At 63.8% G+C, this 20,823-nt stretch carries 24 protein-coding genes; 10 read left to right on the plus strand and 14 right to left on the minus strand.

What is annotated here, in order from left to right; translation table 11 throughout:
* Positions 1-162 precede the first annotated feature (162 nt).
* Positions 163-768 carry a malonic semialdehyde reductase gene (locus ACIPV6_RS23245; RefSeq protein WP_397325981.1) on the minus strand — a complete coding sequence of 202 codons (606 nt, stop codon included), beginning with the start codon at positions 766-768 and terminating at the stop codon, positions 163-165.
* Positions 769-1,003: 235 nt separating this feature from the next.
* Here ACIPV6_RS23245 and ACIPV6_RS23250 point away from each other — a divergent pair, with 235 nt between their 5' ends.
* Positions 1,004-2,356, plus strand: coding sequence for a uracil-xanthine permease family protein (locus tag ACIPV6_RS23250; RefSeq protein WP_400273159.1), 1,353 nt, complete (start codon positions 1,004-1,006; stop codon positions 2,354-2,356).
* A gap of 5 nt (positions 2,357-2,361) precedes the next feature.
* On the opposite strand, the gene ACIPV6_RS23255 is transcribed toward ACIPV6_RS23250, so the two are convergent.
* The 3 genes from ACIPV6_RS23255 to ACIPV6_RS23265 form a co-directional block, all read right to left on the minus strand.
* A complete protein-coding gene (locus tag ACIPV6_RS23255) occupies positions 2,362-3,054 on the minus strand; it encodes a hypothetical protein (protein ID WP_400273160.1) in 693 nt (230 codons plus the stop codon).
* 73 nt (positions 3,055-3,127) lie between these two features.
* Positions 3,128-3,358: a helix-turn-helix domain-containing protein gene (locus ACIPV6_RS23260; protein ID WP_400273161.1), complete on the minus strand. Its 231-nt coding sequence runs from the start codon at positions 3,356-3,358 to the stop codon at positions 3,128-3,130.
* Entirely contained in the window at positions 3,358-3,849 is a 492-nt protein-coding gene (locus ACIPV6_RS23265; protein WP_400273162.1) for a DUF2975 domain-containing protein, read from the minus strand. The genes ACIPV6_RS23260 and ACIPV6_RS23265 overlap by 1 nt, the downstream gene beginning before the upstream one ends.
* A 191-nt stretch (positions 3,850-4,040) precedes the next feature.
* Here ACIPV6_RS23265 and ACIPV6_RS23270 point away from each other — a divergent pair, with 191 nt between their 5' ends.
* The 3 genes from ACIPV6_RS23270 (at position 4,041) to ACIPV6_RS23280 (ending at position 5,860) form a co-directional block, all read left to right on the plus strand.
* Positions 4,041-4,607 (plus strand): type 1 glutamine amidotransferase domain-containing protein, encoded by a 567-nt coding sequence (locus ACIPV6_RS23270; RefSeq protein ID WP_400273163.1) that lies wholly within the window; start codon positions 4,041-4,043, stop codon positions 4,605-4,607.
* 203 nt (positions 4,608-4,810) lie between these two features.
* Positions 4,811-5,119, plus strand: coding sequence for a hypothetical protein (locus tag ACIPV6_RS23275; RefSeq protein ID WP_400273164.1), 309 nt, complete (start codon positions 4,811-4,813; stop codon positions 5,117-5,119).
* 189 nt (positions 5,120-5,308) lie between these two features.
* The gene (locus tag ACIPV6_RS23280) at positions 5,309-5,860 is read left to right on the plus strand and encodes a dihydrofolate reductase family protein (RefSeq protein WP_400273165.1); all 552 of its coding nucleotides are present in this window, start codon (positions 5,309-5,311) and stop codon (positions 5,858-5,860) included.
* A 15-nt stretch (positions 5,861-5,875) separates the two neighbouring features.
* Here the strand turns inward: ACIPV6_RS23280 and ACIPV6_RS23285 are convergent, their stop codons facing one another.
* The gene (locus ACIPV6_RS23285) at positions 5,876-6,319 is read right to left on the minus strand and encodes a YdeI/OmpD-associated family protein (protein ID WP_400273166.1); all 444 of its coding nucleotides are present in this window, start codon (positions 6,317-6,319) and stop codon (positions 5,876-5,878) included.
* 83 nt (positions 6,320-6,402) lie between these two features.
* On the opposite strand from ACIPV6_RS23285, the gene ACIPV6_RS23290 reads away from it, so the two are divergent.
* The gene (locus tag ACIPV6_RS23290) at positions 6,403-6,633 is read left to right on the plus strand and encodes a DUF2630 family protein (RefSeq protein WP_400273167.1); all 231 of its coding nucleotides are present in this window, start codon (positions 6,403-6,405) and stop codon (positions 6,631-6,633) included.
* 3 nt (positions 6,634-6,636) lie between these two features.
* On the opposite strand, the gene ACIPV6_RS23295 is transcribed toward ACIPV6_RS23290, so the two are convergent.
* The 4 genes from ACIPV6_RS23295 to ACIPV6_RS23310 all read right to left on the minus strand — a co-directional run bounded on the left by ACIPV6_RS23295 (position 6,637) and on the right by ACIPV6_RS23310 (position 10,093).
* Positions 6,637-7,776 (minus strand): glycerate kinase, encoded by a 1,140-nt coding sequence (locus tag ACIPV6_RS23295; RefSeq protein ID WP_400273168.1) that lies wholly within the window; start codon positions 7,774-7,776, stop codon positions 6,637-6,639.
* Between the two features lie 210 nt (positions 7,777-7,986).
* Entirely contained in the window at positions 7,987-8,949 is a 963-nt protein-coding gene (locus tag ACIPV6_RS23300) for a D-2-hydroxyacid dehydrogenase family protein (protein WP_400273169.1), read from the minus strand.
* A gap of 80 nt (positions 8,950-9,029) precedes the next feature.
* On the minus strand, positions 9,030-9,770 hold the full coding sequence (locus ACIPV6_RS23305) for a cation diffusion facilitator family transporter (protein WP_400273170.1): 741 nt from the start codon (positions 9,768-9,770) through the stop codon (positions 9,030-9,032).
* Positions 9,767-10,093, minus strand: coding sequence for an ArsR/SmtB family transcription factor (locus ACIPV6_RS23310; RefSeq protein ID WP_400273171.1), 327 nt, complete (start codon positions 10,091-10,093; stop codon positions 9,767-9,769). Before ACIPV6_RS23310 ends, ACIPV6_RS23305 begins: the two co-directional genes overlap by 4 nt.
* A 92-nt stretch (positions 10,094-10,185) precedes the next feature.
* Here ACIPV6_RS23310 and ACIPV6_RS23315 point away from each other — a divergent pair, with 92 nt between their 5' ends.
* Complete coding sequence (locus tag ACIPV6_RS23315) at positions 10,186-12,039, plus strand: glycoside hydrolase family 2 protein (RefSeq protein WP_400273181.1); 1,854 nt, start codon at positions 10,186-10,188, stop codon at positions 12,037-12,039.
* Positions 12,040-12,185: 146 nt separating this feature from the next.
* Here ACIPV6_RS23315 and ACIPV6_RS23320 read toward each other — a convergent pair whose 3' ends face one another.
* Together ACIPV6_RS23320 and ACIPV6_RS23325 are read right to left on the minus strand one after the other, a co-directional pair.
* Positions 12,186-12,965, minus strand: a complete 780-nt coding sequence (locus tag ACIPV6_RS23320; protein WP_400273172.1) for a glycerophosphodiester phosphodiesterase — start codon at positions 12,963-12,965, stop codon at positions 12,186-12,188.
* A 40-nt stretch (positions 12,966-13,005) separates the two neighbouring features.
* The gene (locus ACIPV6_RS23325; RefSeq protein ID WP_400273173.1) at positions 13,006-13,254 is read right to left on the minus strand and encodes a hypothetical protein; all 249 of its coding nucleotides are present in this window, start codon (positions 13,252-13,254) and stop codon (positions 13,006-13,008) included.
* Between the two features lie 136 nt (positions 13,255-13,390).
* Between ACIPV6_RS23325 and ACIPV6_RS23330 the strand changes: the two genes are divergently transcribed.
* A complete protein-coding gene (locus tag ACIPV6_RS23330) occupies positions 13,391-14,233 on the plus strand; it encodes an SDR family oxidoreductase (RefSeq protein ID WP_400273174.1) in 843 nt (280 codons plus the stop codon).
* A 4-nt stretch (positions 14,234-14,237) separates the two neighbouring features.
* Here the strand turns inward: ACIPV6_RS23330 and ACIPV6_RS23335 are convergent, their stop codons facing one another.
* Positions 14,238-15,047, minus strand: a complete 810-nt coding sequence (locus tag ACIPV6_RS23335; protein WP_400273175.1) for an HAD family hydrolase — start codon at positions 15,045-15,047, stop codon at positions 14,238-14,240.
* A gap of 84 nt (positions 15,048-15,131) precedes the next feature.
* Between ACIPV6_RS23335 and ACIPV6_RS23340 the strand changes: the two genes are divergently transcribed.
* Entirely contained in the window at positions 15,132-16,187 is a 1,056-nt protein-coding gene (locus tag ACIPV6_RS23340) for a glutathione S-transferase family protein (protein ID WP_400273176.1), read from the plus strand.
* Positions 16,188-16,191: 4 nt separating this feature from the next.
* Here the strand turns inward: ACIPV6_RS23340 and ACIPV6_RS23345 are convergent, their stop codons facing one another.
* A complete protein-coding gene (locus ACIPV6_RS23345; RefSeq protein WP_400273177.1) occupies positions 16,192-17,121 on the minus strand; it encodes a carbohydrate kinase in 930 nt (309 codons plus the stop codon).
* Positions 17,122-17,160: 39 nt separating this feature from the next.
* Positions 17,161-17,982 carry an alpha/beta hydrolase gene (locus tag ACIPV6_RS23350; protein ID WP_400273178.1) on the minus strand — a complete coding sequence of 274 codons (822 nt, stop codon included), beginning with the start codon at positions 17,980-17,982 and terminating at the stop codon, positions 17,161-17,163.
* Positions 17,983-18,093: 111 nt separating this feature from the next.
* On the opposite strand from ACIPV6_RS23350, the gene ACIPV6_RS23355 reads away from it, so the two are divergent.
* Together ACIPV6_RS23355 and ACIPV6_RS23360 are read left to right on the plus strand one after the other, a co-directional pair.
* Positions 18,094-19,200 (plus strand): GTP pyrophosphokinase family protein, encoded by a 1,107-nt coding sequence (locus ACIPV6_RS23355; protein ID WP_400273179.1) that lies wholly within the window; start codon positions 18,094-18,096, stop codon positions 19,198-19,200.
* A 21-nt stretch (positions 19,201-19,221) separates the two neighbouring features.
* Entirely contained in the window at positions 19,222-20,718 is a 1,497-nt protein-coding gene (locus ACIPV6_RS23360) for a SulP family inorganic anion transporter (protein ID WP_400273180.1), read from the plus strand.
* Positions 20,719-20,823: the final 105 nt, after the last annotated feature.

The following is a 20,823-nucleotide window of genomic DNA, read 5'->3' on the forward strand; positions in this document are numbered from 1 at the left end:
CTGCGACACCCTCTACGCCATGCTCCGCGACGGCACCCTCTACCAAGCCCAAACACCCAAAACCGCTTGACGAAAAACATAGGGACACTCTCACCGAACGCCCCCTTAAACGCCAACGCTCCTGCACTCGGGTGCAGGAGCGTTGCCGTGGAAGGACTGGAATCAGACGGTGCGGACCACGTCGTCGTAAGCGAACTTCGGCTTGGCTTCGCCCCAGGCGTCCGGGCCGGGCTGGCCGATGTTGACGATGAGGAAGCTCTTCTGGTCACCGTTCGGGAAGAATTCGGCGTCGATGGCCGCGAAGTCGGCGCCCGTCATGGGGCCGGCCGCAAAGCCGAGCGAGCGAACGGCGAGGATGAAGTAGCCGGCCTGCAGGTGGGCGTTGTTGTTGCCGGTGCTTGCGGCCAGTTCGGCGTTGTCGTCGTACATGGCCTTGGGGGCGCCGTAAGCGGGAAGGAACTTGTCCCACTGTCCCTGCCAGTCGGTGTCGTAGGACAGGATGGCGACCAGCGGAGCCGACGCGGTCTTCGCCTGGTTGCCGCGGGACAGGTGGTCAACCAGCTTGGCGCGGGCCTCGTCGGAGCGGACATAGGTCACGCGGAGCGGCTGGGAGTTGAAAGCTGTGGGGCCGAACTTGGTGAGCTCGTAGATGGCGCGGGCCTGCTCTTCGGTCACTTCGCCGGCGAAGCTGTTCGCGGTGCGGGCTTCGGCAAAGATGGCGTCGACTGCGGCGGCGTCAATGACTGCTTCTTCATGTGCAATCGTCATGGGTAAACCTTTCGCTGTGCCCTCGCCTCTTGGGGTGGCCGGGCTCTTCTGCTTTCCATGGTTGCAACTTCAACTTCGTCTGTCCTCTTCCCATGACGGCCCGTGACGTTAGGCACACTCCGGCGTTGCGGGGCCCGATTTGCGCCCCATTCTGCGTGCGAGGCGCGTAGAGCGCGCCCCGCAACGGCGGTAATGTTGCACCGAACCCCAACATTTCTTCTGAGGAAGGCACGCCATGAGCATGCTCGGCATCAAATGGAAGCTCCACGGCAATGGCAAGACCATCCGGCCCGGCCACGTGGTGGCACCCGATGAGCGTCTGGCTTGGCCGCTGACCATCGGCATCGGCATGCAGCATGTGGTTGCCATGTTCGGAGCCACCTTCCTGGTCCCGATCATCACGGGCATGCCACCGGCCACCACGCTCTTCTTCTCCGGCATCGGCACGCTCCTGTTCCTCGTGATCACGCGGGGCCGCGTGCCCAGCTACCTTGGTTCGAGCTTCGCGTTCATCGCCCCGATCCTCGCCTCCCAAGACCAGTACGGCGTTGGGGGAGCTTTGGGCGGCGTGGTGCTTGCCGGCGTCGTACTGGCGCTCATTGGCGCCGTTGTCCAGAAGTTCGGCGCCGAATGGATCAACCGGCTGATGCCGCCGATCGTCACCGGCGCAATCGTTGCGCTGATCGGCCTGAACCTCGCTCCGGCAGCCAAGAACAACTTCGACGCCGCACCCGTCACCGCACTCGTTACGCTGGTGACGATCATCCTGGTTTCCGTACTGTTCCGCGGGATTTTGGGCCGGTTGAGCATCCTCGTGGGCGTTGTGGTGGGCTACGTCGTGGCGATGATGCGAGGCGAGGTTTCCTACGAAAAGATGGACGCCGCCGCCTGGGTGGGCCTCCCGACGTTCCACACGCCCGAATTTCACCTTGGCGTGGTTGGCCTGTTTGTACCAGTGGTGCTGGTGTTGGTGGCAGAGAATGTGGGCCACGTGAAGTCGGTGGCCGCGATGACCGGGCAAAACCTCGACGGCGTCTCCGGCCGCGCGCTGATGGCCGACGGCGCCGCCACGGTACTTGCCGGATTCGGCGGCGGCTCCGGAACGACGACCTACGCGGAAAACATCGGCGTCATGGCGGCCACGAAGGTCTACTCGACGGCGGCCTACTGGGTGGCCGGTGTCTTCGCCATCTTGCTGAGCTTCTCCCCGAAATTCGGCGAACTGATTGCGACCGTCCCCGCCGGTGTGCTGGGCGGCGCAGCAACCATGCTGTACGGCATGATCGGTATCCTCGGTGTGAAAATCTGGGTGCAGAACAAGGTCAATTTCTCCAACCCGATCAACCTGACCACCGCCGCTGTTGCCCTGATCATCGGCATCGCGGACTACACCTGGACCATCGGCGAACTGAAGTTCACGGGCATCGCCTTGGGCTCGGCCGCTGCGCTGGTGATCTACCACGGCATGAAGGGCCTGGCCCGTTGGCGCGGGACCGTTGCTGAACCGGAGACGGAGACAGCAGGATTGCCGCCCGCCGTGAAGTCGGCCATGAATGCCGCGGCGAAGCGGAGCGGGAAGAAGAAGTAAGGGCCTCAGCGGGACTTGGCGTCCGCGTCCTCCAGGCCCTTCCGAATCTTCTCCCGGTCTTTGGGGTCCCAAGGGCCTGAATCTGCCAAGGGAATTTCAGTCATGAACTGTCTCTCGGTCAGGGGAATTCTTGCGGCCACAATCTCCGGACTACTGGCCGCTGTGGCGTAGAGATTGGGACCGTCCGCATAGAAGGGGTCGGCCAGGACCAAGGGCCCGTCGGTTGAGCGCATGATGTTGCTTGGGTTGTCGTCCAAAGGACCGCACCACGGCAGCTCCCGTTGCGCCCGCTGGTGAACGTCGTGCAAAACTCGGGAAAGGGGCGCCAACTCGCTGCTACCCGTAGTGAGCTCCCGCCAAAATCCAGCAGCTTCCTCAAAAGTCACGGGACTCAGCCTCTCCATCAGCTGCAGATCCCCACCACCCGCCAAGCGGCGGTGTAAATACAGCTTCGGCACCCGCCCGGTGACTGCAGCTTCACGGTAGAACGCCGCTGTGAATGGACCCACAGGATCGAACGGACTGATCCGCGCCACCGCATTGCCATCCGGTGAGCGAAGGGCAATCGCCCAGTCGCCGGCTCCGCAGGGGTTCCAGCCGCGCCCACGCAACAGTTCTTCGACGTCGACGTGATTCGCCCGGGCGCTAAGGGAATCGATCCGGGCCGTAACATCATTGCCGCCGTGGCCAACTTCCATGGGCTCCCTCCCTATCGCGTACAAAAGTACGCGATAGGGCCTCCTCCGGCACATGTACAGCCGTCATTCGGACTCAGCCCGGCAGGACCCCCTCCGGCACCTGCGCCTCCCACCGCAGCAGATCTCCCGGCTGACATTCGAGCACCTCGCAGAGCGCTTCCAGCGTGGTGAAGCGAACAGCCTTGGCCCGACCATTTTTCAATACCGCCAAGTTCGCCGGGGTAATTCCCACGCGCTCAGCCAGGACTCCCACAGGCATCTTCCGCTTGGCCAGCATGACGTCGATGTCCACGATGATCGGCATCAGATGACCTCGTCGAGCTCGGCACGCATGCCGGCCGCTTCCAGATCGCGCGCAACCGCCTGCGCCAGCAACGTCCGCAGCACCAAGACCAGAAGCGCTACGCCACCCACCATCAGTGCCGCTCCACAGACCAACAGGACTATGCCTGGAGCAACGTCACCCGGAGCCAACAAAACCGCAATCGAGAACACCAGCACGGCGGCCAGCGCAACAGCCCAGAAGATGATGTCCACAAACCGGAATGCCCCGTGGGAGAACACAGTCCCACGACGGACCATCGTCAACAGGCGCCACACGCAAACGGCGACAACCTGAACGCACAGTATCCCCAGCACCACGATCACCAGCAGTCCAACCCGAGGCCCGTCGGGCGCTCCCGCTTCCACCAAGTCAGCGGATAGCAACGGCACCATCACCGCCTGGACGAAGACGGCGCCACCCAGGACCAGGGCCAACACCACGCGCAGCGCAAGAACCGCCAATTTTCCCACGATACTTCTCCTTTTATCGAACAACAGACAAATACTATCGTTAATCGATATAAAATAGCCGTGTTCAATCAAAGAAAATTAGTCAGCTTGCTTACTAACTCCATGATCCCTAGGCTGGATCGCGTCAGACAAACAACTCTCGCAGCAGCGGCACGCGCCCAAAAAAGCCAGCCGCACAAGGAGGAGGAACAGTGTCAGAGCACAGCATCGCAGGCAAGAAAGTTGCCTTCCTGTTGACCGACGGCGTGGAGCAGGTGGAGCTGACCAGCCCATGGCAGGCCGTGGAGGAAGCCGGCGGCGAGCCCACCCTCATTGCGCCCGAAAAGGGCAAGATCCAGGGCTTCAACGGCGTGGACAAGGGTGACACCTTCGACGCAACCCTGGCCGTCGCCGACGCCAACGCCTCGGACTTCGACGCGCTGGTTCTGCCGGGCGGCGTCGTGAACGCAGACCACCTGCGCGTCGACAAGGACGCCCAGAACTTCACCCGGGCCTTCTTCGAGCAGCACAAGCCCGTGGCATCGATCTGCCACGGGCCATGGATCCTGATCGAAGCCGGCGTGATCAAGGGCCGCAACGTCACGTCCTACCACACGCTCCAAACGGACCTCCGGAATGCCGGGGCCAACTGGAGCGACCAGGAAGTTGTGGTGGATCAAGGCCTCGTCACCAGTCGCAACCCGGACGACCTCCCGGCTTTCAACAGCAAGGTCGTCGAGGAAATCTCCGAGGGCCAGCATGCTGGCCAGACCGCCTAGCGGTCACCGCACCACAGCTTCGCAAGGCGGGTGCCGCCGTCGTACTTTCCCGTAAAGCACGACGGCGGCACCCGCCTTGCGCACCCGGCCCGCCAAACAAGCAACCCAGCAAAATTACACCGTCGCAATGTTGCGCAGATCACATTCGATGCCTAGGCTGGGGGACGCTGCAGCGTGGCAGCACACCAAGGAAAGGCAACACATTGGCCAGCGAGAAGCTCTCCGTAGTTGTTCGAGTGGATGTAGACGGCGAACAAATCCAGATCGCAGCAACCGGTCACGTGACGATGTCGAGCATCCAGGGACTCTACCCGGTGGTTCAGCGCACCAAGAGCCTGGGTGGCGGACTCGATGTGGAGATGGACCTGTCCGAGGCAACCGTGGATGCGGACGCACTGGATGAACTGCAGGTCTACTCGGAGCTCTACGAAGTGCCTGTCCGCCTGCCGGAGTTCGCCAACGTCACAGCGCTGCCGAGCCGCCACCTTGCCGCAGCGGGCCGCGCGGCGTAGCCACAGCCCCCTTCGCCTGTGCTCGCTGGCTCGCTCCCTAACACTCATATTCAGGTGTTACACGTAACGCACGGGCGCGCCATCAGCGGGGGTTCCGCACGGGAAAACGCCAGGTCAAACTTCCGAAGCCTTCCTTCATCCTTCCCCGCCGCCTAACGTGACTCCAGACAAACGATTTGGAGGCTACACATGCGCAAAGTCACTGCCGGACTCTTTCACTCCGTGGATGGCGTGGTTCAGGATCCGTTCAAGTTCCAGTTCGACAGCTTTGACGACGACCTGGGCAAGGGCCTGACCAAGATGATCAACACCGTGGACACCGTGGTGCTTGGCCGGGTGAGCTACCAGGAGTGGGCGCAGTATTGGCCGAACGCCTCACGGGACGAGGACTTCGCGGCGTTCATCAACCCCGTCGAAAAGTTCGTGGCATCACGGACACTCGAGGGACCGCTCGAATGGGAGAACTCCCAGCTGATCCAGGGCGATGTGGAGGAGTTCGTGTCCGGGCTCAAGTCGCGTGACGGCGGCGAGATCGCAGTCTGCGGCAGCATCTCCCTGGTCCGCCAACTGTTCTTCGCCGGCACCCTGGACGAGTTGACGCTCATGACCCATCCAGTGATCGCCGGCAATGGGCGCCGCATCTTCGAGGAAGGAGATCCCGTGCACCGGCTGGTGCTTGAGGACCAATACGCCACCAGCAAGGGCAACGTGGTAACCACGTACAGCCTGCGGAAAGACTGAACGCCTCGGCGCTGACTACTTCTTCCCGGCCTTCAGGTCCGCCACGACCTTCGCAATGCGGCGTGCCCGTGTCTCGGGGGTCTTGGCGTCCCCGATCGGCTCCACGTATCGGCGCTGCGCACTGTAATTGAGGCTCCCGTAGAAGGCCTTGGCGTCGGGCTCGGCATCCAGGGCGGCAGCGAGGTCGTCCGGAACCTCGACGACGCGGGGCTGGGTGTCGACTTCGAGGTCCACCTCAAGCGTGTCCCCGGACGAGACGCCAGTCAGCTCACGGTTGGCCGAACTCACGCCCACCATGTACTTTCCGCCCATCACCGCGATGCTGCTGCGGTAGCTTTGGCCATTCATCGTCACCACCACCGGCGGCCTTTTGCCTGCGCCCAGCGCCTCGACGATCTCCTCGGGTACTACGATGCCGGCCTTGTTTCCATCCCCAACGATGGTGGTGGTGAACTCCATGTGCCCAGTATGCCGGTAGACGTGCAACTTAAGCAGGACTACGTTCGAACATAACCGTCCCACCAAGCGTAGGAGTCAGAACCATGGACAATCAGGACATCCTGGAACGCATCCAGTCACTGGTGGAAGAGGAACACCAGCTCCGCGATGCCTCCACTCCGGCGGATGGCAAAGCCCGGCTGGCGCAGGTGGAAGCCCAGCTTGATCAATGCTGGGACCTGCTCCGCCAACGCCGCGCCAAGCGCGACGCCGGCGAAAACCCCGATGACGCCGAAGCCCGTCCCGTCAGCGAAGTGGAGGGCTACCGGCAATAGGCCTTACGCGCCCTCAAGGACCTGGCTGGTTGCCCACGCCACGTACTTGCCGGCGTTGGCAACGGCGTCGGCAATGTCCGGGACGCCGTCCTTGCGCTGCGCCACGTCCAGCAGCTGGGCGGCCGCCACGATTCCGTGCTTCGCCAGGTCCTCGGGCGTCACGGTGATCCGGCCGGCAACAGCCACCACGGGAATTCCGTGGACACTCGCGGCATCAGCGAGAGCGATCGGCGCCTTGCCGGTAAGCGACTGCTCGTCCATGGAACCCTCGCCCGTGATCACCAGGTCGGCTTCGCCCAAGTGCTTGGCAAGCCCGGTCAGGCCGGCGACCAGTGCGAAGCCGCCTTCCAGCGCGGAATCAGTGAAGGCAAGGAACGACGCCGGGAACCCGCCTGCCGCTCCGGCTCCCGGCACGTTGACGTCACGGTCGGTGGCTTCCCGAAGGAGCGACGCCCAGTTGCGGAGACCGGCGTCGAGCTTTGCCACCGCATCCTCATCGGCGCCCTTCTGCGGGCCGAAGACATGCGCGGCACCTTCCATGCCGTACAACGGGTTCTGAACGTCGACGGCGATGCGGAACTTAACGCCTGACAGGCGCGGATCCAGCTCGGAAACATCCAGGGAGACAACGTCCACCAAGGAACCTCCGCCCAACGGCGCAACGTTTCCTGCGGCATCGAGGGGCTTGAGACCCAAAGCACGCAGGGCACCACTGCCGCCGTCGGACATGGCAGAACCGCCAAGGCCCAGGACGATTTCGGAAGCACCGGCGTCGAGCGCTGCGGCGATCAGCTGGCCGCAACCGTAGCTGTGGGCGCGCAGGGAGTTCTCCGGCGTCGGTTCCATGTGGGCGAGGCCAGATGCCTGGGCGGTTTCGATGACGGCTGTGGTTCCGCCGGATTCCTTCTTGAGCGCCCAGGAAGCTCCAACGGGCTTGAGGATGGGACCAACAACGGCGTTGTTCCTTTCCTCGTACCCTGCGGCGATGGCGGCGTCGAGGGTGCCCTCGCCGCCGTCGGCCACGGGGAACTGGGTTGTTACTGCGTCGGGGTAGACGCGGAGGGCGCCTTCGGCCATGGCTGACGCGGCTTCGGCGGCGGTCAGGGATCCCTTGAACTTGTCAGGGGCAATGAGGATACGCATGAGATATATCATGCCAGCTTGACCGGGAAAGCGCTTGCCGAGCGCGTAATGTTCCGTGCGACTGCGAGGGCTACGGTAGGAGCACCGGTGTCGCACCCACTTCCGCCACACGCACCCGAAACACCGGGAGCACACGGCGCGAACAGGTGCGCCCCTTGGCCACAAGGGGTGCGCGCGGCGCGAACAGGAGCGCCGAGTGATACCCCGGACTCAGCCGTTCAGCACCCGCACCGGGGAGCCCGCCAGCCAGGACACCACGTCCTCGTAGGCTCCACCGTAAAACTGCCGATAACTTTCATGCGTCACATAGCCGATGTGCGGGGAGAGCACTGTCCGCGGCGAACGCAGCAAAGCGTGGCCGGCCGGCAGCGGTTCCTCATCGTAGACATCCAGCGCAGCACCGCGGATCCAGCCCTCGTCCAAAGCACGGATGAGGGCAGCCTCGTCAACCAAAGGGCCCCGGGCCGTGTTCACGAGGAGTCCTTCCGGACCAAGGAGCCGCAGCTCGTTCGCCCCCACAATGCCCTCGGTCCGCTCCGACAAACGCAAGTGGAGAGTGACGACGTCGGACTCCCGGAAGAGCTCCTCTTTGGTGACCTTGCGCGCGCCGGCTGCCGTTGCGGCCTCTGCCGTGAGGTTCTGGCTCCAGGCGAGCACCTCCATTCCGAACGCTTGGGCATACCGCGCCATGCGGGAACCGATCTTCCCCAAACCGACGATCCCGAGGGTCTTGCCTTCCAGTTCAAATCCGACGGCGGATTGCCAGTCGCCTGCCCGCAACGAGTTCTCCTCAACCACCAGGTTCCGAGCGAAGGCCAGCAGCAACGCCCAGGTCATCTCGGGGGCAGCCGCGGGTGATCCGCCGGTCCCGCACACAACAACGCCCCGCTCCGAAGCGGCTTCCATGTCGATGGCAGCATTCGCCATGCCTGTGGTGACCAGGAGCTTCAGATTCACCAGTGCATCAAGTACCCGGCGCGGAAAGCGCGTCCGTTCACGCATGGCCACGATGATGTCGAAAGGCGCCAAGGCGGCCACGGCCTGCTCCTCCGAAACGAAAGGTGCACTGAAAACCGTGACTTTCACGCCGTCGTCGAGCAGTGACTCCCACGGCGCGTAGTCGCCGGAGACCTGCTGGTAGTCGTCAAGGATGGCCAAACGGTACTGGGTCACGTGAATCTCCTTGGCTCGCAGGCTGGACGCGTAGGTCCAGCCTCTCACGCCGCGTTCGTCGCCGCCCGTTACTGCCGCGGTCATCGATCGGCCGGCTTGGCACCGAGGGTCAGGGACACGCTGCTTGGCTGGTCCTTGGAGCAGTCGTCACAGCATGCGTCCGGCACGCCCTGGGCCACAACGTCTCCCTGGCGCCCGGCGGGCACCGCGCAGCACACGTCGCCCTTCCACGCATTGAAGCCCTCACGAACGGCAATGCCTGCGATAACCAACGCTGCCATGGCGTCCGCCCACCACCAGCCAAGCGTGCTGTTCAGCAGCAAGCCCACCAGCAGGACGGCGGACAGGTACGTGCAAAGGAGCGTCTGTTTGGAGTCGGCGACGGCGGTCCGGGAACCCAATTCCCTGCCGGCGCGGCACTGGGCCCAGGAGAGCACGGGCATGATCGCGAGGCTCAAAGCTGCGATCACGATGCCTGCCGTTGAGTGCTGGGCCTCCCCCGCACCCAGCAGCGATCTGGCCGCATCCACTGTTACGAAGGCAGCCAGCGCGAAGAAGGAAATGGCAATGATCCGCAGGGTCAGGTGCTCGCGCCGCTCAGGATCCTTGGCAGAAAACTGCCAGGACAATGCGAGCGCCGAGGTCACCTCAATGACGGAGTCCAATCCGAAGCCAAGGAGCGCTGAGGAGTCAGCCACGCCACCGGCCCACAGTGCTGCCACGGCCTCAATGACGTTGTAAGTGATGGTGGCGGCGGCAAAGAGCCTGATCCGTCGGGTCAGGACAATGCGGCGGTCCATGCTGGGGGCAGCAAGGGTCATGCCAGGCACTCTCCGTTCGGCGCGCAGCAGGACGGGTCCACGGCCAGGACCACTCCCAGCAGGTCCCGAATGGCGTGGCCGAGCCGCGCGTCCGCGAGTTCGTAGCGGGTCCTGCGCCCGTCGGGTACGGCAACCACCAGCCCACAACCACGCAGGCAGGTCAAGTGGTTGGACATGCTCTGCCGCGAAACGCCCAAACTGACTGCCAGATCGGAAGGGTAGGACGGCGTCTCGGACAAGGCGAGGAGGATCCTTGCCCGGGTGGGGTCTGAGACGGCGTACCCAAAACGGGCCAGCACGGGGGCATGCGTGAGCGTTTCCATAACCTCAGAGTACAGCTCTGGCTGTATTCAGTCCAAGCTGTACCTACAGAACCCTTGGAATAGGGCAGTCAAAGATTCTAACGTTGTAAATGATGATTCTTTCCACTTCAGAAGGAGATATCTTGACCGGCTCCACCATCCCCAAGCCAGAGCACCCCCGGCCCCAACTGGTCCGCGATACCTGGCTCAACCTCAACGGCACTTGGGGTTTCGAGATCGACGCCGGGGATTCCGGTTTGGAGCGCGGCCTCCTCACGCGCGAACTCACCGACGAGATCCTTGTCCCCTTCGCGCCGGAGTCCGCGCTTTCCGGGGTGGAGAACGTCGATTTCATGGAGGCCGTCTGGTACCGGCGCACGGTGACCATCCCGCAGGAGTGGACTGGGCTCAAGGTCCTCCTGCACTTTGGTGCCGTGGACCATGACGCAACAGTGTGGGTGAACGGAGTGGAGGTGGCCCGGCATCGGGGCGGATTTACGCCCTTCACCGCCGACCTCAACGAAGTCACCGAACCGGGCATGGACGCCGTCATCGTGGTGCGGGCACGCGATTCCCGCCACGACATGCAGGCCCGGGGCAAGCAAGCCACCTGGTACAACAACACGCACTGCCAATACACGCGAACCACGGGCATCTGGCAGACGGTGTGGCTGGAAGCAGTTCCGGATGTCCACATCAAGCGCCTTCGCATGACCCCGGGCCTCGCCGATTCCAGCCTGACATTAGAGGTGCCCGTTTCCCGGAACCGCCAAGGCCACACCCTCCAAGCCGTCCTCACCAACCCCCAATCCAAGGTGCGGATGGAAGCATCGGCGAGGGCCGACGTCGACCTTTCCCCTGCGCTTCGGTTCGAGATCCCTGAAACGCAGCTCCGTCCGTGGTCCCACGAGGACCCGTTCCTGTATGACCTCCGGGTCACCCTCAAGGACGACGTGGGACAAACAGTGGACGAAGTCAGCAGCTACGCGGCAGTCCGTTCCATGGCCCTGGATGGAAAGGTTGTTCGGATCAACGGGGAGGCCGTGTTCCAACGCCTGGTCCTCGATCAAGGTTATTGGCCGGAGTCCCTCATGACAGCGCCGGATGATGCCGCGCTCGTCAAGGACATCGAGCTGGCCAAATCTGCCGGTTTCAACGGCGCCCGACTTCACCAGAAGGTGTTCGAAGAGCGGTTCCTGTACCACGCGGACCGCATGGGCTACTTGGTCTGGGGCGAGTTCGGCGACTGGGGTGTCTCCGGCGGTGGCACCCTCGGCCACAACCAACAGCCCACAGCAAGCTTCGTGGCGCAATGGCTGGAAGTCCTGCAGCGCGACTACAACCACCCGAGCATCATCGGCTGGTGCCCGCTCAATGAAACCCACCAGCATCTCCATGACAGGATCACGGTGCTGGACGACGTCACCCAGGCCATGTTCCTGGCCACCAAGCTCGCCGATCCGACGCGGCCCGTCATCGACGCCTCCGGATACTCCCACCGGGTCCGGGAGACGGACATCTACGACTCGCACTCGTATGAGCAGGACCCGGACGCGTTCCGTGTGGAGCAGGAGGGCCTGGCCGGTGGCAAGCCCTACGTCAACCGCGCGCACGACGGAGTGGAATACTCCGTCCCGTACAGCGGGCAGCCCTTCTTTGTCTCCGAGTTCGGCGGCATTTGGTGGAACGAGGCTGAGGCCCGGCAAGCGGCAGCCGCGGGCAACGACGTCGAAACGTCTTGGGGCTATGGTCAGCGCGTCGCCAGCGAGGAGGAGTTTTACGAGCGGTTCCAAGGCCTATGCGATGTCCTGCTGGATAACCCGGAGATGTTCGGCTACTGCTACACACAGCTCACGGATGTATTCCAGGAAAGGAATGGGATCTTCAACTTCGATCGCTCCACCAAACTGGACCTTGCCCGGATCAGGGCGGTACAGGAGCGCCAGGCCGCCATCGAGAGGGATTAGCTGCGAGAGCGTCCGGCGGAAGGGGGTGATTTGGTGCGAGAGCGTCCGGCGGAAGGGGGATTAGCTGCGAGAGCGTCCGATCCTCTCTCACGGAATCGCCTCTTCAGGCAAACGCTCTCTCACCCGCGCGGTTTAGCGCTCCCGCGCTAGACCCACTGGCGCCGATTGATGAGGACTTCCTTGAGCAGGTCCAGCCGGTCGGAAACCAGGCCGTCCACGCCAAGGTCCAGCAAACGCTGCATCTCGTCGGGTTCGTTAATGGTCCACACATGGACCTGCCGGCCCACCCGATGCGCCCGGCGAACGAAGCCCCGGGTGACCACAGGGAACCGGCCGTAGCGGGCCGGCACCTGGAAAGCGTCGACGCCGGCAAGCAGCTTGCGTGCCAACGGCGCGGGGAGGACGGGGCCAAGGAAGACGAACAGCGCCGTGAGGGTGCTCCCTGCCGAAGAGGCAGTCCGCTCGCTGAGCTTCTTCAACACCGCCCTGCGCCGACGGTCGGAGAAGCTCGTCACCAGGACGCGCCCGTGGATGCCGTGGCGCTCGATGGCCTCCGCCAGGGGAACCACGGAATTCCAGTCCTTCACGTCAAGGTTCAACCTGGCCTGCGGGAAGGCCGCAACGAGCTGATCGAATGTGGGTACCGGCTCATGCCCGCCGATACGGGCTGCGGACACCTCCCCCGCTGTCAGCTCAGCGATACGGCCTACGGAACCGGTCACCCGGTCCAGGGACTCATCGTGGAAGACCAGCAGGACGCCGTCCTTTGTGGTGTGGACGTCCGTCTCAAGGTGCACGGTCCCCAGATCAACGGCTGCCCGGAACGCTGCCATCGAATTCTCCAGGCCGTCCAGGGAGAAGCCGCGATGGGCAAAGGCCAGGGTCCCGGTCGAGCCGTCTTTACGCAGGAAGTAGGGCAGCGTCACATCCGTAGCGTAACTGACTGATCCAGCGGGGAGAGCGTGCTCAGGACTCCTGCGGGACGATCGCCACGCCATCGCTGACGTGCACCAGCGTCCGGCCGCGACCGCCGTCGAGCTCCACCCAAACGGCAGTGGCATCCCCCGTGACGTCGTCCACCACGCCGTGTTCCGCGAACCCCGGAGTCAGCGTGACGCTGACTCGATCGCCGCGGCGGAGCGAACGCCAATGGTGGTCCGGCTCGATGCGACGCACCGGCGTGGAAGTGAAGTCGTTGATTCGGCGCTTGGCCATGGTTGCCCCCTGGATTCCAACTGCTGGGACGCGATGCGAACGGGTCCTTGGCTGGAAGCCTACGGGCGCAAGTTGAACGGCGGTTGTATGGAGTCTGGGAACTCGGTGACGGCTGCGCGGCTGGCAAACTAAGGGAATGACTGTGGTGATCGCCGGTTGCGGCGACTTGGGAACCGAAGCCGGCCTGCGATTCGCTGCGGCGGGTCACGAGGTGTACGGAATCCGGCGGTCTCCGGAGAAGCTGCCGCCGGAAATCCGCGGAGTGAAGGCTGATTTGGCCAACGACGTTCCGGAGGTGCCCGACGCCGACATCGTGGTCGTCGCCCTGGCCGCTGACGCTTCCACCGAGGAGGCCTACCGGGCCGCGTACGTGGACGGCCTGCGGAACGTGCTCGACGCCGTCGATCGAAGCCAGATGGCGCCGCGACGGATCATTTTCGTGTCCTCCACTGCCGTGTACAAGGATGCCGGCGGCGCTGTGGTGGACGAATCCACCCCGGCGGAGCCGGACAGATTCAGCGGAAGGATCCTGCTGCAGGCTGAGGATTTGTTGTTCTCGCGTCACCCGCACGCCACTGTGGTGCGGCTCGGCGGAATCTACGGACCCGGGCGCACGCGCCTGATCGAGCAGGTACGCTCTGGCGAGGCGGTGATTCCCGGCCAGCCGAAGCACACCAACCGCATCCACCGCGACGACGCCGCGGCCATGATCGTCCACCTCGCCACCATGTCCCCGGACCCCGCGCCCGTGTATCTCGGCGTGGATGACGAGTCGGCTGAATTGGGCGACGTTTTGCGTTTCCTCGCCCATGAGCTCCGGCTTCCGGAACCGCCCGTGGGGCCGGCGTCCGACGGCGGTGCGGGCGACAAGCGCTGTTCCAACCGGCGCCTTCGGTCCACCGGTTTCCAGTTCACGTACCCCAGCTACAAAGAGGGGTACCGCGCCATCCTGGCCGGAGAGGGCGTCCGGCACCCATAAGTTCCTAGACGGTCTGCCCGGTCAGCTTCGCCTCGAGGATCTGGGCCACTCCGTCATCGTCGAAATGCGGAGCCTGCTGCCCGGCCGCGAGGATGGCCTCGGGGTGTCCACTGGCCATGGCATACCCGTGGCCGGCCCAGCGGAGCATCTCGATGTCATTGGGCATGTCGCCGAAAGCAACCACGTCCGCGGCTTCGATCCCCAGCGACTCCGCGTACTTCGCCAACGTGACGGCCTTGTTGATGCCGGGCACGGACATCTCCAGCAGGGCAGTCCGCGGCGCCGAGTGGGTGGTGGACACAAGATGGGACACGGCAGGCGCCACTTCGGCCAGGAACTCATCAGGCGTGCCATTGCGGGTAATTGCCAGGAACTTCACGACGGCGTCATCCGCAGTGAGCGTCTGGTCCAGCGGTGCGGGGGTAAATTCGGCGAGCAGCTCGCTGGTTTCGTTTTCGATGAAGCCCGGCTCGAGGTGGAATCCGAACAGCGTCTCGGCGCCGAACAAGGCATCGGGCCGGATCGACTTGATGATTCGGCGTGCTTCGAGGACGGACGCGAGATCCAGGCCGGTGGACGAGATCGGCTTCTCTGTTGCAAGGTCCCACACCACGGCACCGTTGGAACAGATGACGATCCCACTGTGTCCCAACTGTTCCTGGAGCGGGTACAACCACCGCGGCGGCCTGCCCGTGACGAACACCAACTCCACCCCGGCATCGCGGCAGTCCTGGAACGCCCTGATGGTCCTGGCACTGATTTTTCCGTCGTGGCCGAGGATGGTTCCGTCTATGTCACTTGCTACGAGCCGCATGATGCCAGTCTACGTGGGCGGTACCGGAGCGGATTCGGGCAGCATGCCCTCGCGGGCCGAGGGAGCGCGCCATAGTGTGGGTCCATGAGTGAAAAGACGAAGGAAGAGCACAGCACAAAAGGCGCATACGTTACAGGCGGAGAATTCAACCGGGATACCAACTACATCGAAGACCGCATCACTCGCAACGGAACTCCTGGACCGAACGGGGAACCCGGATGGCCGGTGGAGGCCGGGCGCTACAGGCTCGTCGCAGCGCGGGCTTGTCCGTGGGCCAATCGTTCAGTCATCGTCCAGCGGTTGTTGGGCCTGGAGGACGCCATCAGCCTTGGCCAGCCCGGACCTACCCACGACGCCCGGTCATGGACTTTTGACCTGGACCAGGACGGCAAGGATCCCGTCCTGGGCATCGAACGACTGCAGGAGGCCTACTTCCAGCGTTTCCCGGAATATCCCCGCGGCATCACCGTCCCGGCCATGGTGGATATCCCCAGCGGTGCAGTGGTCACCAACAACTACCCGCAGATCACCTTGGACTTCTCCACGGAATGGACGGAGTTCCATCGGCCAGGAGCCCCGGAACTGTACCCGGAGCACCTTCGCGCCGAGATCGACGAGATCAACAAGCGCGTCTTTACCGAGGTCAACAACGGCGTATACCGCTGCGGTTTCGCAGGTTCGCAGGAGGCCTATGACGCTGCCTACTCCCGCCTCTGGACCGCCATGGACTGGCTGGAGGAACGGCTCTCATCCCAACGTTTCCTGGTTGGCGACACCATCACCGAGGCGGACGTCCGGCTGTTCACCACGCTGGTCCGCTTTGACGCGGTCTACCACGGCCACTTCAAGTGCAACCGGAACAAGCTCACCGAAATGCCAGCGCTCTGGGCCTATGCAAGGGACTTGTTCCAGACGCCCGGTTTCGGGGACACCATCGACTTCGTGCAGATCAAGAAGCACTACTACGTGGTCCACCAGGACATCAATCCCACGCAGATCATCCCTGCAGGCCCGGACCTTTCAGGATGGCTGACTCCGCATGGCCGAGAGTCGCTGGGCGGCCGGCCTTTCGGCGACGGAACGCCTCCCGGACCGGTCAAGCCCGGAGAGGAAGTGGCACGCGGGCACGGAGCCGACTGACGTTCTAGCCGTGGTTGAGTTCAGCCCTCGACGGCGGATTGGCTCCGGCGCGTGACACTGTGACGGCCGCCGCCCTCGCTGCGTGTTCCATGATCGCGGCAAGGGTCTCGGCCGGCATGGCCCGCAGTTCCTCCCGGTTCTGCGCACCGTCCAGTCCCCGGTCCACGATCGCGGAGAGGAGACCCGCCATGAACGAATCCCCGGCACCCACTGTGTCCACTACGTCCACCTTGGGTGCGGGAACCTCGGCCTCGCCTGCTTTCGTAATGCCCCAGGGGCCTTTGACGCCACGAGTCACCACCACCAGCGCAGGACCTTCATTTCCACCCATGGACAGCCAACGACGCGCCGATTCCAAGGGATCCACGCCGGGATAGAGCCACTCCAGGTCCTCGTCCGAGGCTTTGACGACGTCGGCCAAGGCCACAAAGCGTTCGGCCTGCGTCCGCGCATATTCCCGATTGGTAATGATGGAGGGGCGGCAGTTCGGATCGAAGCTGATGGTGCTGCTCGGATGGGCATGCTCGACGGCGGCCAGCACCTCAGCAGCGCCAGGCTCCAAGGCGGTGGCAATCGAACCCGTGTGCAGCAAAGTGGCTCCCTGCAGCATGAGGGGCAACCGGGCGCTGAGTCCGGGCAGTTCCCAGGCGAGGTCGAACGTGTAGGTGGCGGCGCCGTCGTCGTCGATCAGTGCGGTGGCCACGCTGGTTGGTTTGTTGTCCGGTGGAATCGGGACCATCACGGAGCTGGACCGCAGGTGGGCGCCTACGGAATCGCCGTAGGCGTCCTGGCCGAACCTTCCGAGGAACTGCACGGGGTGGTCCAGCCGCGCCAGGCCCACGGCGACATTGAGCGGGCTCCCCCCAACGTGCGCTTCGATCCCGGTGGGGCGCTGGACGACGTCAACAAGGGCCTCGCCAATCACAGTCAGCATGGGATTACTCTGCCAGAGCAGGCCCTCCGCGACCAGCGGTCAGGAGAGCAGCCTCTGAACCAGTTCGCGGCACTTCTTGTAGGCCACGGCCTTGGGATCGATGAGGTCGAAGTGGTCTCCCGGGACCCTCAACAGCTGGGCCGCCCCGCCGGAAGCGTTGCTCGCCGCGACGTAGGCCTCCGACTGGCTGGCCGGGACGTCCTCGTCTTCCATGGCGTGAACGGCATACACGGGAACGTCGATGGGCAGCGACGTCATGGGGTCTGCATACTTATGCCGCTTGGGGTATCTGGCTGAGTCCCCGCCCATGAGGTTGCAGACAGCTCCGTTGCTGAGGTTCAAGCGCTCAGCCGCTGCCAGGTTCAGCAGACCCGACTGGCTGACCACGCCCGTCAGGTGCACGGCGTTCTCCTCCGGTCCCCGCACGAGTTGGCGGTCGGCGTCGGGATTCCCGATCGACGAAAGCCGTTCGCGCCCGGCCGCCCAAACCGCCAGGTGGCCGCCCGCGGAGTGGCCCAAGGCCACCACTTTGCCAAGTTGCAGGCCGTGGTCGCCGGCGATCTCGGCCAGGTGGTCAATGCCGGCCAGGATGTCTTCGAAGGTATGGGGCCAACCACCCCCGTTGCCGGCCCTGCGGTATTCAAGGTTCCAAGCGGTAATTCCATGGGCCGCCAGGTCACGTGCCAGGGGCTCGCCCAGCTCGGCGCCGTACTGGGAGCGCCAGTATCCGCCATGGATAACCACCGCCACGCCGCCAGAGATCGACGCCGGACCACGATGGTTTCCGTTGCTTGGTTCAGGTATGAAGAGTTCGCCCCACTGACTGGGGTGTTCGCCGTAGCTGTACTTGTGCCGCAACATTGCGCCCTCCTTTGTACCGAGCCTATCGCGAGGTTCCGCTGGTTTGGCTAGATGCATTTCGACGGCGGAGTGTCCGGCTTCGGTGTCGGACCCGCACCGTAAGCTGGGGGCATGGCAAGCAACTGGGACAGCCTGGATCCGGATCAGCGCAAAGCGGTAGAGGCGAACGTAGCACTCTACGAGCGGGTCCGCCCTGCCCTCAAGCGGGTTACCCGGGATGTTTTGCTGACGCTGCGGGACATGCTGAACGACGCTGAGGTGACTCCCTTGTTCGTCACTGGACGAACAAAAACGGTGGATTCTTTCCGTGAAAAGATCTCCCGAACGGACGATCCCATCGAGCCCGGCGGCCCGCGTGTCCTCAAGTTCCCGGACCCTTTCCGGACGCTGAACGACATGGTGGGAATCCGCGTCATCACCAAGCTCCCTGCCGAGAATGCCGCGGTGGCCAACATCATCAAGCGGCAACGCCAGTTGTTCGACTGCCGTGGTGACCGCGAGAAGGACATCGGCTCCATCGAGTCCGGAACCTACGGCTACTCCAGCCGGCACCTCATCCTGCGCACCATCCAGAACGAGGCCGTGAAGGAGTACCAACAGGTCTTCAACCCGGATCTCCCGGCCAACGGCAGTTACTTCTTCGAGTGCCAAATCCGCACCGTCTTCGCCCACGCCTGGAGCGAGATCGAGCACGATATCCGCTTCAAGGCCGAGGATCCCCGTGCGTGGACTCCGCACTTCGACCGGCAGTTCACAGCCACAGCCGCGATGCTGGAGACCGTGGAGAGCGCATTTGCCGATCTCCACGAGCGCTACGAAGAAGTCCGGGGCTACTGGGACCTGGAAGGCGAAGGGGGCTCGCCGCTCACTCCCAACCGCGTCCGTGACGTTTGGCGTACCCTGCTCCCCCACGTTGACCGTAAAGTAGATGACGACTGGGGATGGGCAGCCGAACTCCTCGCGGCCCACGGACTCACCAAAACCGTGGAACTTGCCGGACTGCTCAGTGCCAACCGGATCACCGAGGTCCGCAAGGCCCTGGACCACCGCTACTCCCCCGGCCCCGACCGCCTCCTGGATGACCTCCTGCTGTGGCAGTACGGAACCGAACACATTGATCTCACTGCTGAGGCGCCCGACGTCGTTCCGCACCCGCGGCGCGACAGCCTCCAGCGGCGCCTGAAGCAGATTGAGCGCTACCGCCAGACTGCCCTGTAGCAGATTGCACTGTAAGGACCCATGACTCCTGAGCAACTCATGTCACTGCGGGTGACCTTCCGTTCACCCCGCCGCCTTCTGACGGAATCCCTTGCCGGACTCGTAGTGGCTTTGGCGCTCATCCCGGAGGCCATCGCGTTCTCGGTGATCGCCGGAGTGGATCCCCGCATCGGCTTGTTTGCTTCCTTCACCATGGGCGTGGTGACGGCCATTGTGGGCGGGCGTCCTGCGATGATCTCCGCGGCAACCGGTGCCGTCGCCTTGGTGATCGCTCCCGTCATGAAGGAACACGGCCTCGACTACCTGATCGCCACGATCATCCTGGCCGGGGTCTTCCAGATCATCCTTGCAGCCTTGGGAGTCACACGGCTCATGCGGTTCATCCCCCGCTCCGTGATGATCGGCTTCGTCAACGCCCTGGCCATCCTGGTGTTCATGTCGCAGATGCCCGAGCTCTTCAATGTTCCGTGGATGGTCTATCCGATCGTTGCCGTGGGCCTGGCCATTGTGTTTCTCTTGCCGCGGTTCACCAAGGCTGTTCCGGCTCCGTTGGTGGCGATTGTGCTGATCACGCTGGTGACGGTGCTCGGCGGGATTGATGTGCCGACCGTCAGCGACAAGGGCGAACTCCCCCACAGCCTGCCCGGTTTCTTCCTGCCCCATGTTCCGCTGAACCTCGAGACCTTCCAGATCATCGCGCCGTTCTCCCTCTCCATGGCACTTGTTGGGCTGTTGGAATCCCTCATGACCGCCAAACTGGTTGACGACATCACAGATACCCGCTCCAACAAGACCCGGGTCTCGTGGGGGCAAGGTGCGGCGAATATCGTCACCGGTTTCCTGGGCGGCCTGGGCGGTTGCGCGGTGATTGGGCAGACCATGATCAACGTCAAGGGTTCGGGCGCACGGAGTCGTCTCTCGACCTTCCTGGCCGGTGTTTTCCTGCTCATCCTGGTGGTGGTGCTGGGCGACGTGGTGGGCATGATTCCCATGGCTGCCCTGGTTGCCGTCATGATCTTCGTTTCGCTGATCACTTTTGACTGGCCCTCCATCCGGCCGTCCACCTTGAAGCGGCTGCCGAAGTCCGAGACGGCAGTCATGCTCCTCACAGTTGCGGCAGTGGTGGCGACGCACAACCTCGCAGTGGGTGTCGGCGTCGGGGTTTTGACCGCGAGCGTGCTGTTCGCGCGCCGGGTGGCCCACTTCGCCACGGTCGAACGGACGGAACTCTCGGTCAATGGAGAAACCGTGGCGACGTACACCGTGAACGGAGAGCTCTTCTTCGCCTCCTCCAACGACCTCTACACGCAATTCGACTACGCGAAAGATTCCTCAGACGGCATAGATCGCGTGGTCATTGATCTGCACGCCTCCCATCTCTGGGACGCGTCCACCATTGCCGTGCTGGACTCGGTGACCGAGAAGTACCGGAATCACGGTCGCGAGGTGGAGTTCATCGGACTTAACGAGGCCAGCATACGCATGCGTGAACGGCTGGCCGGCAAGCTGAACGGCTAACGCGCTCTCCCACCCAACTGTGAGTCTTGACAGTGGCTGGTCTGGGACTGGCTGGCAGGATGGGTGCCAGGCCGTTCCGCCTAGATGGATGTGACTCGCCACCCA

The organism is Paenarthrobacter sp. NPDC089988, assembly GCF_044748465.1.
Taxonomy (GTDB): Bacteria; Actinomycetota; Actinomycetes; order Actinomycetales; family Micrococcaceae; genus Arthrobacter.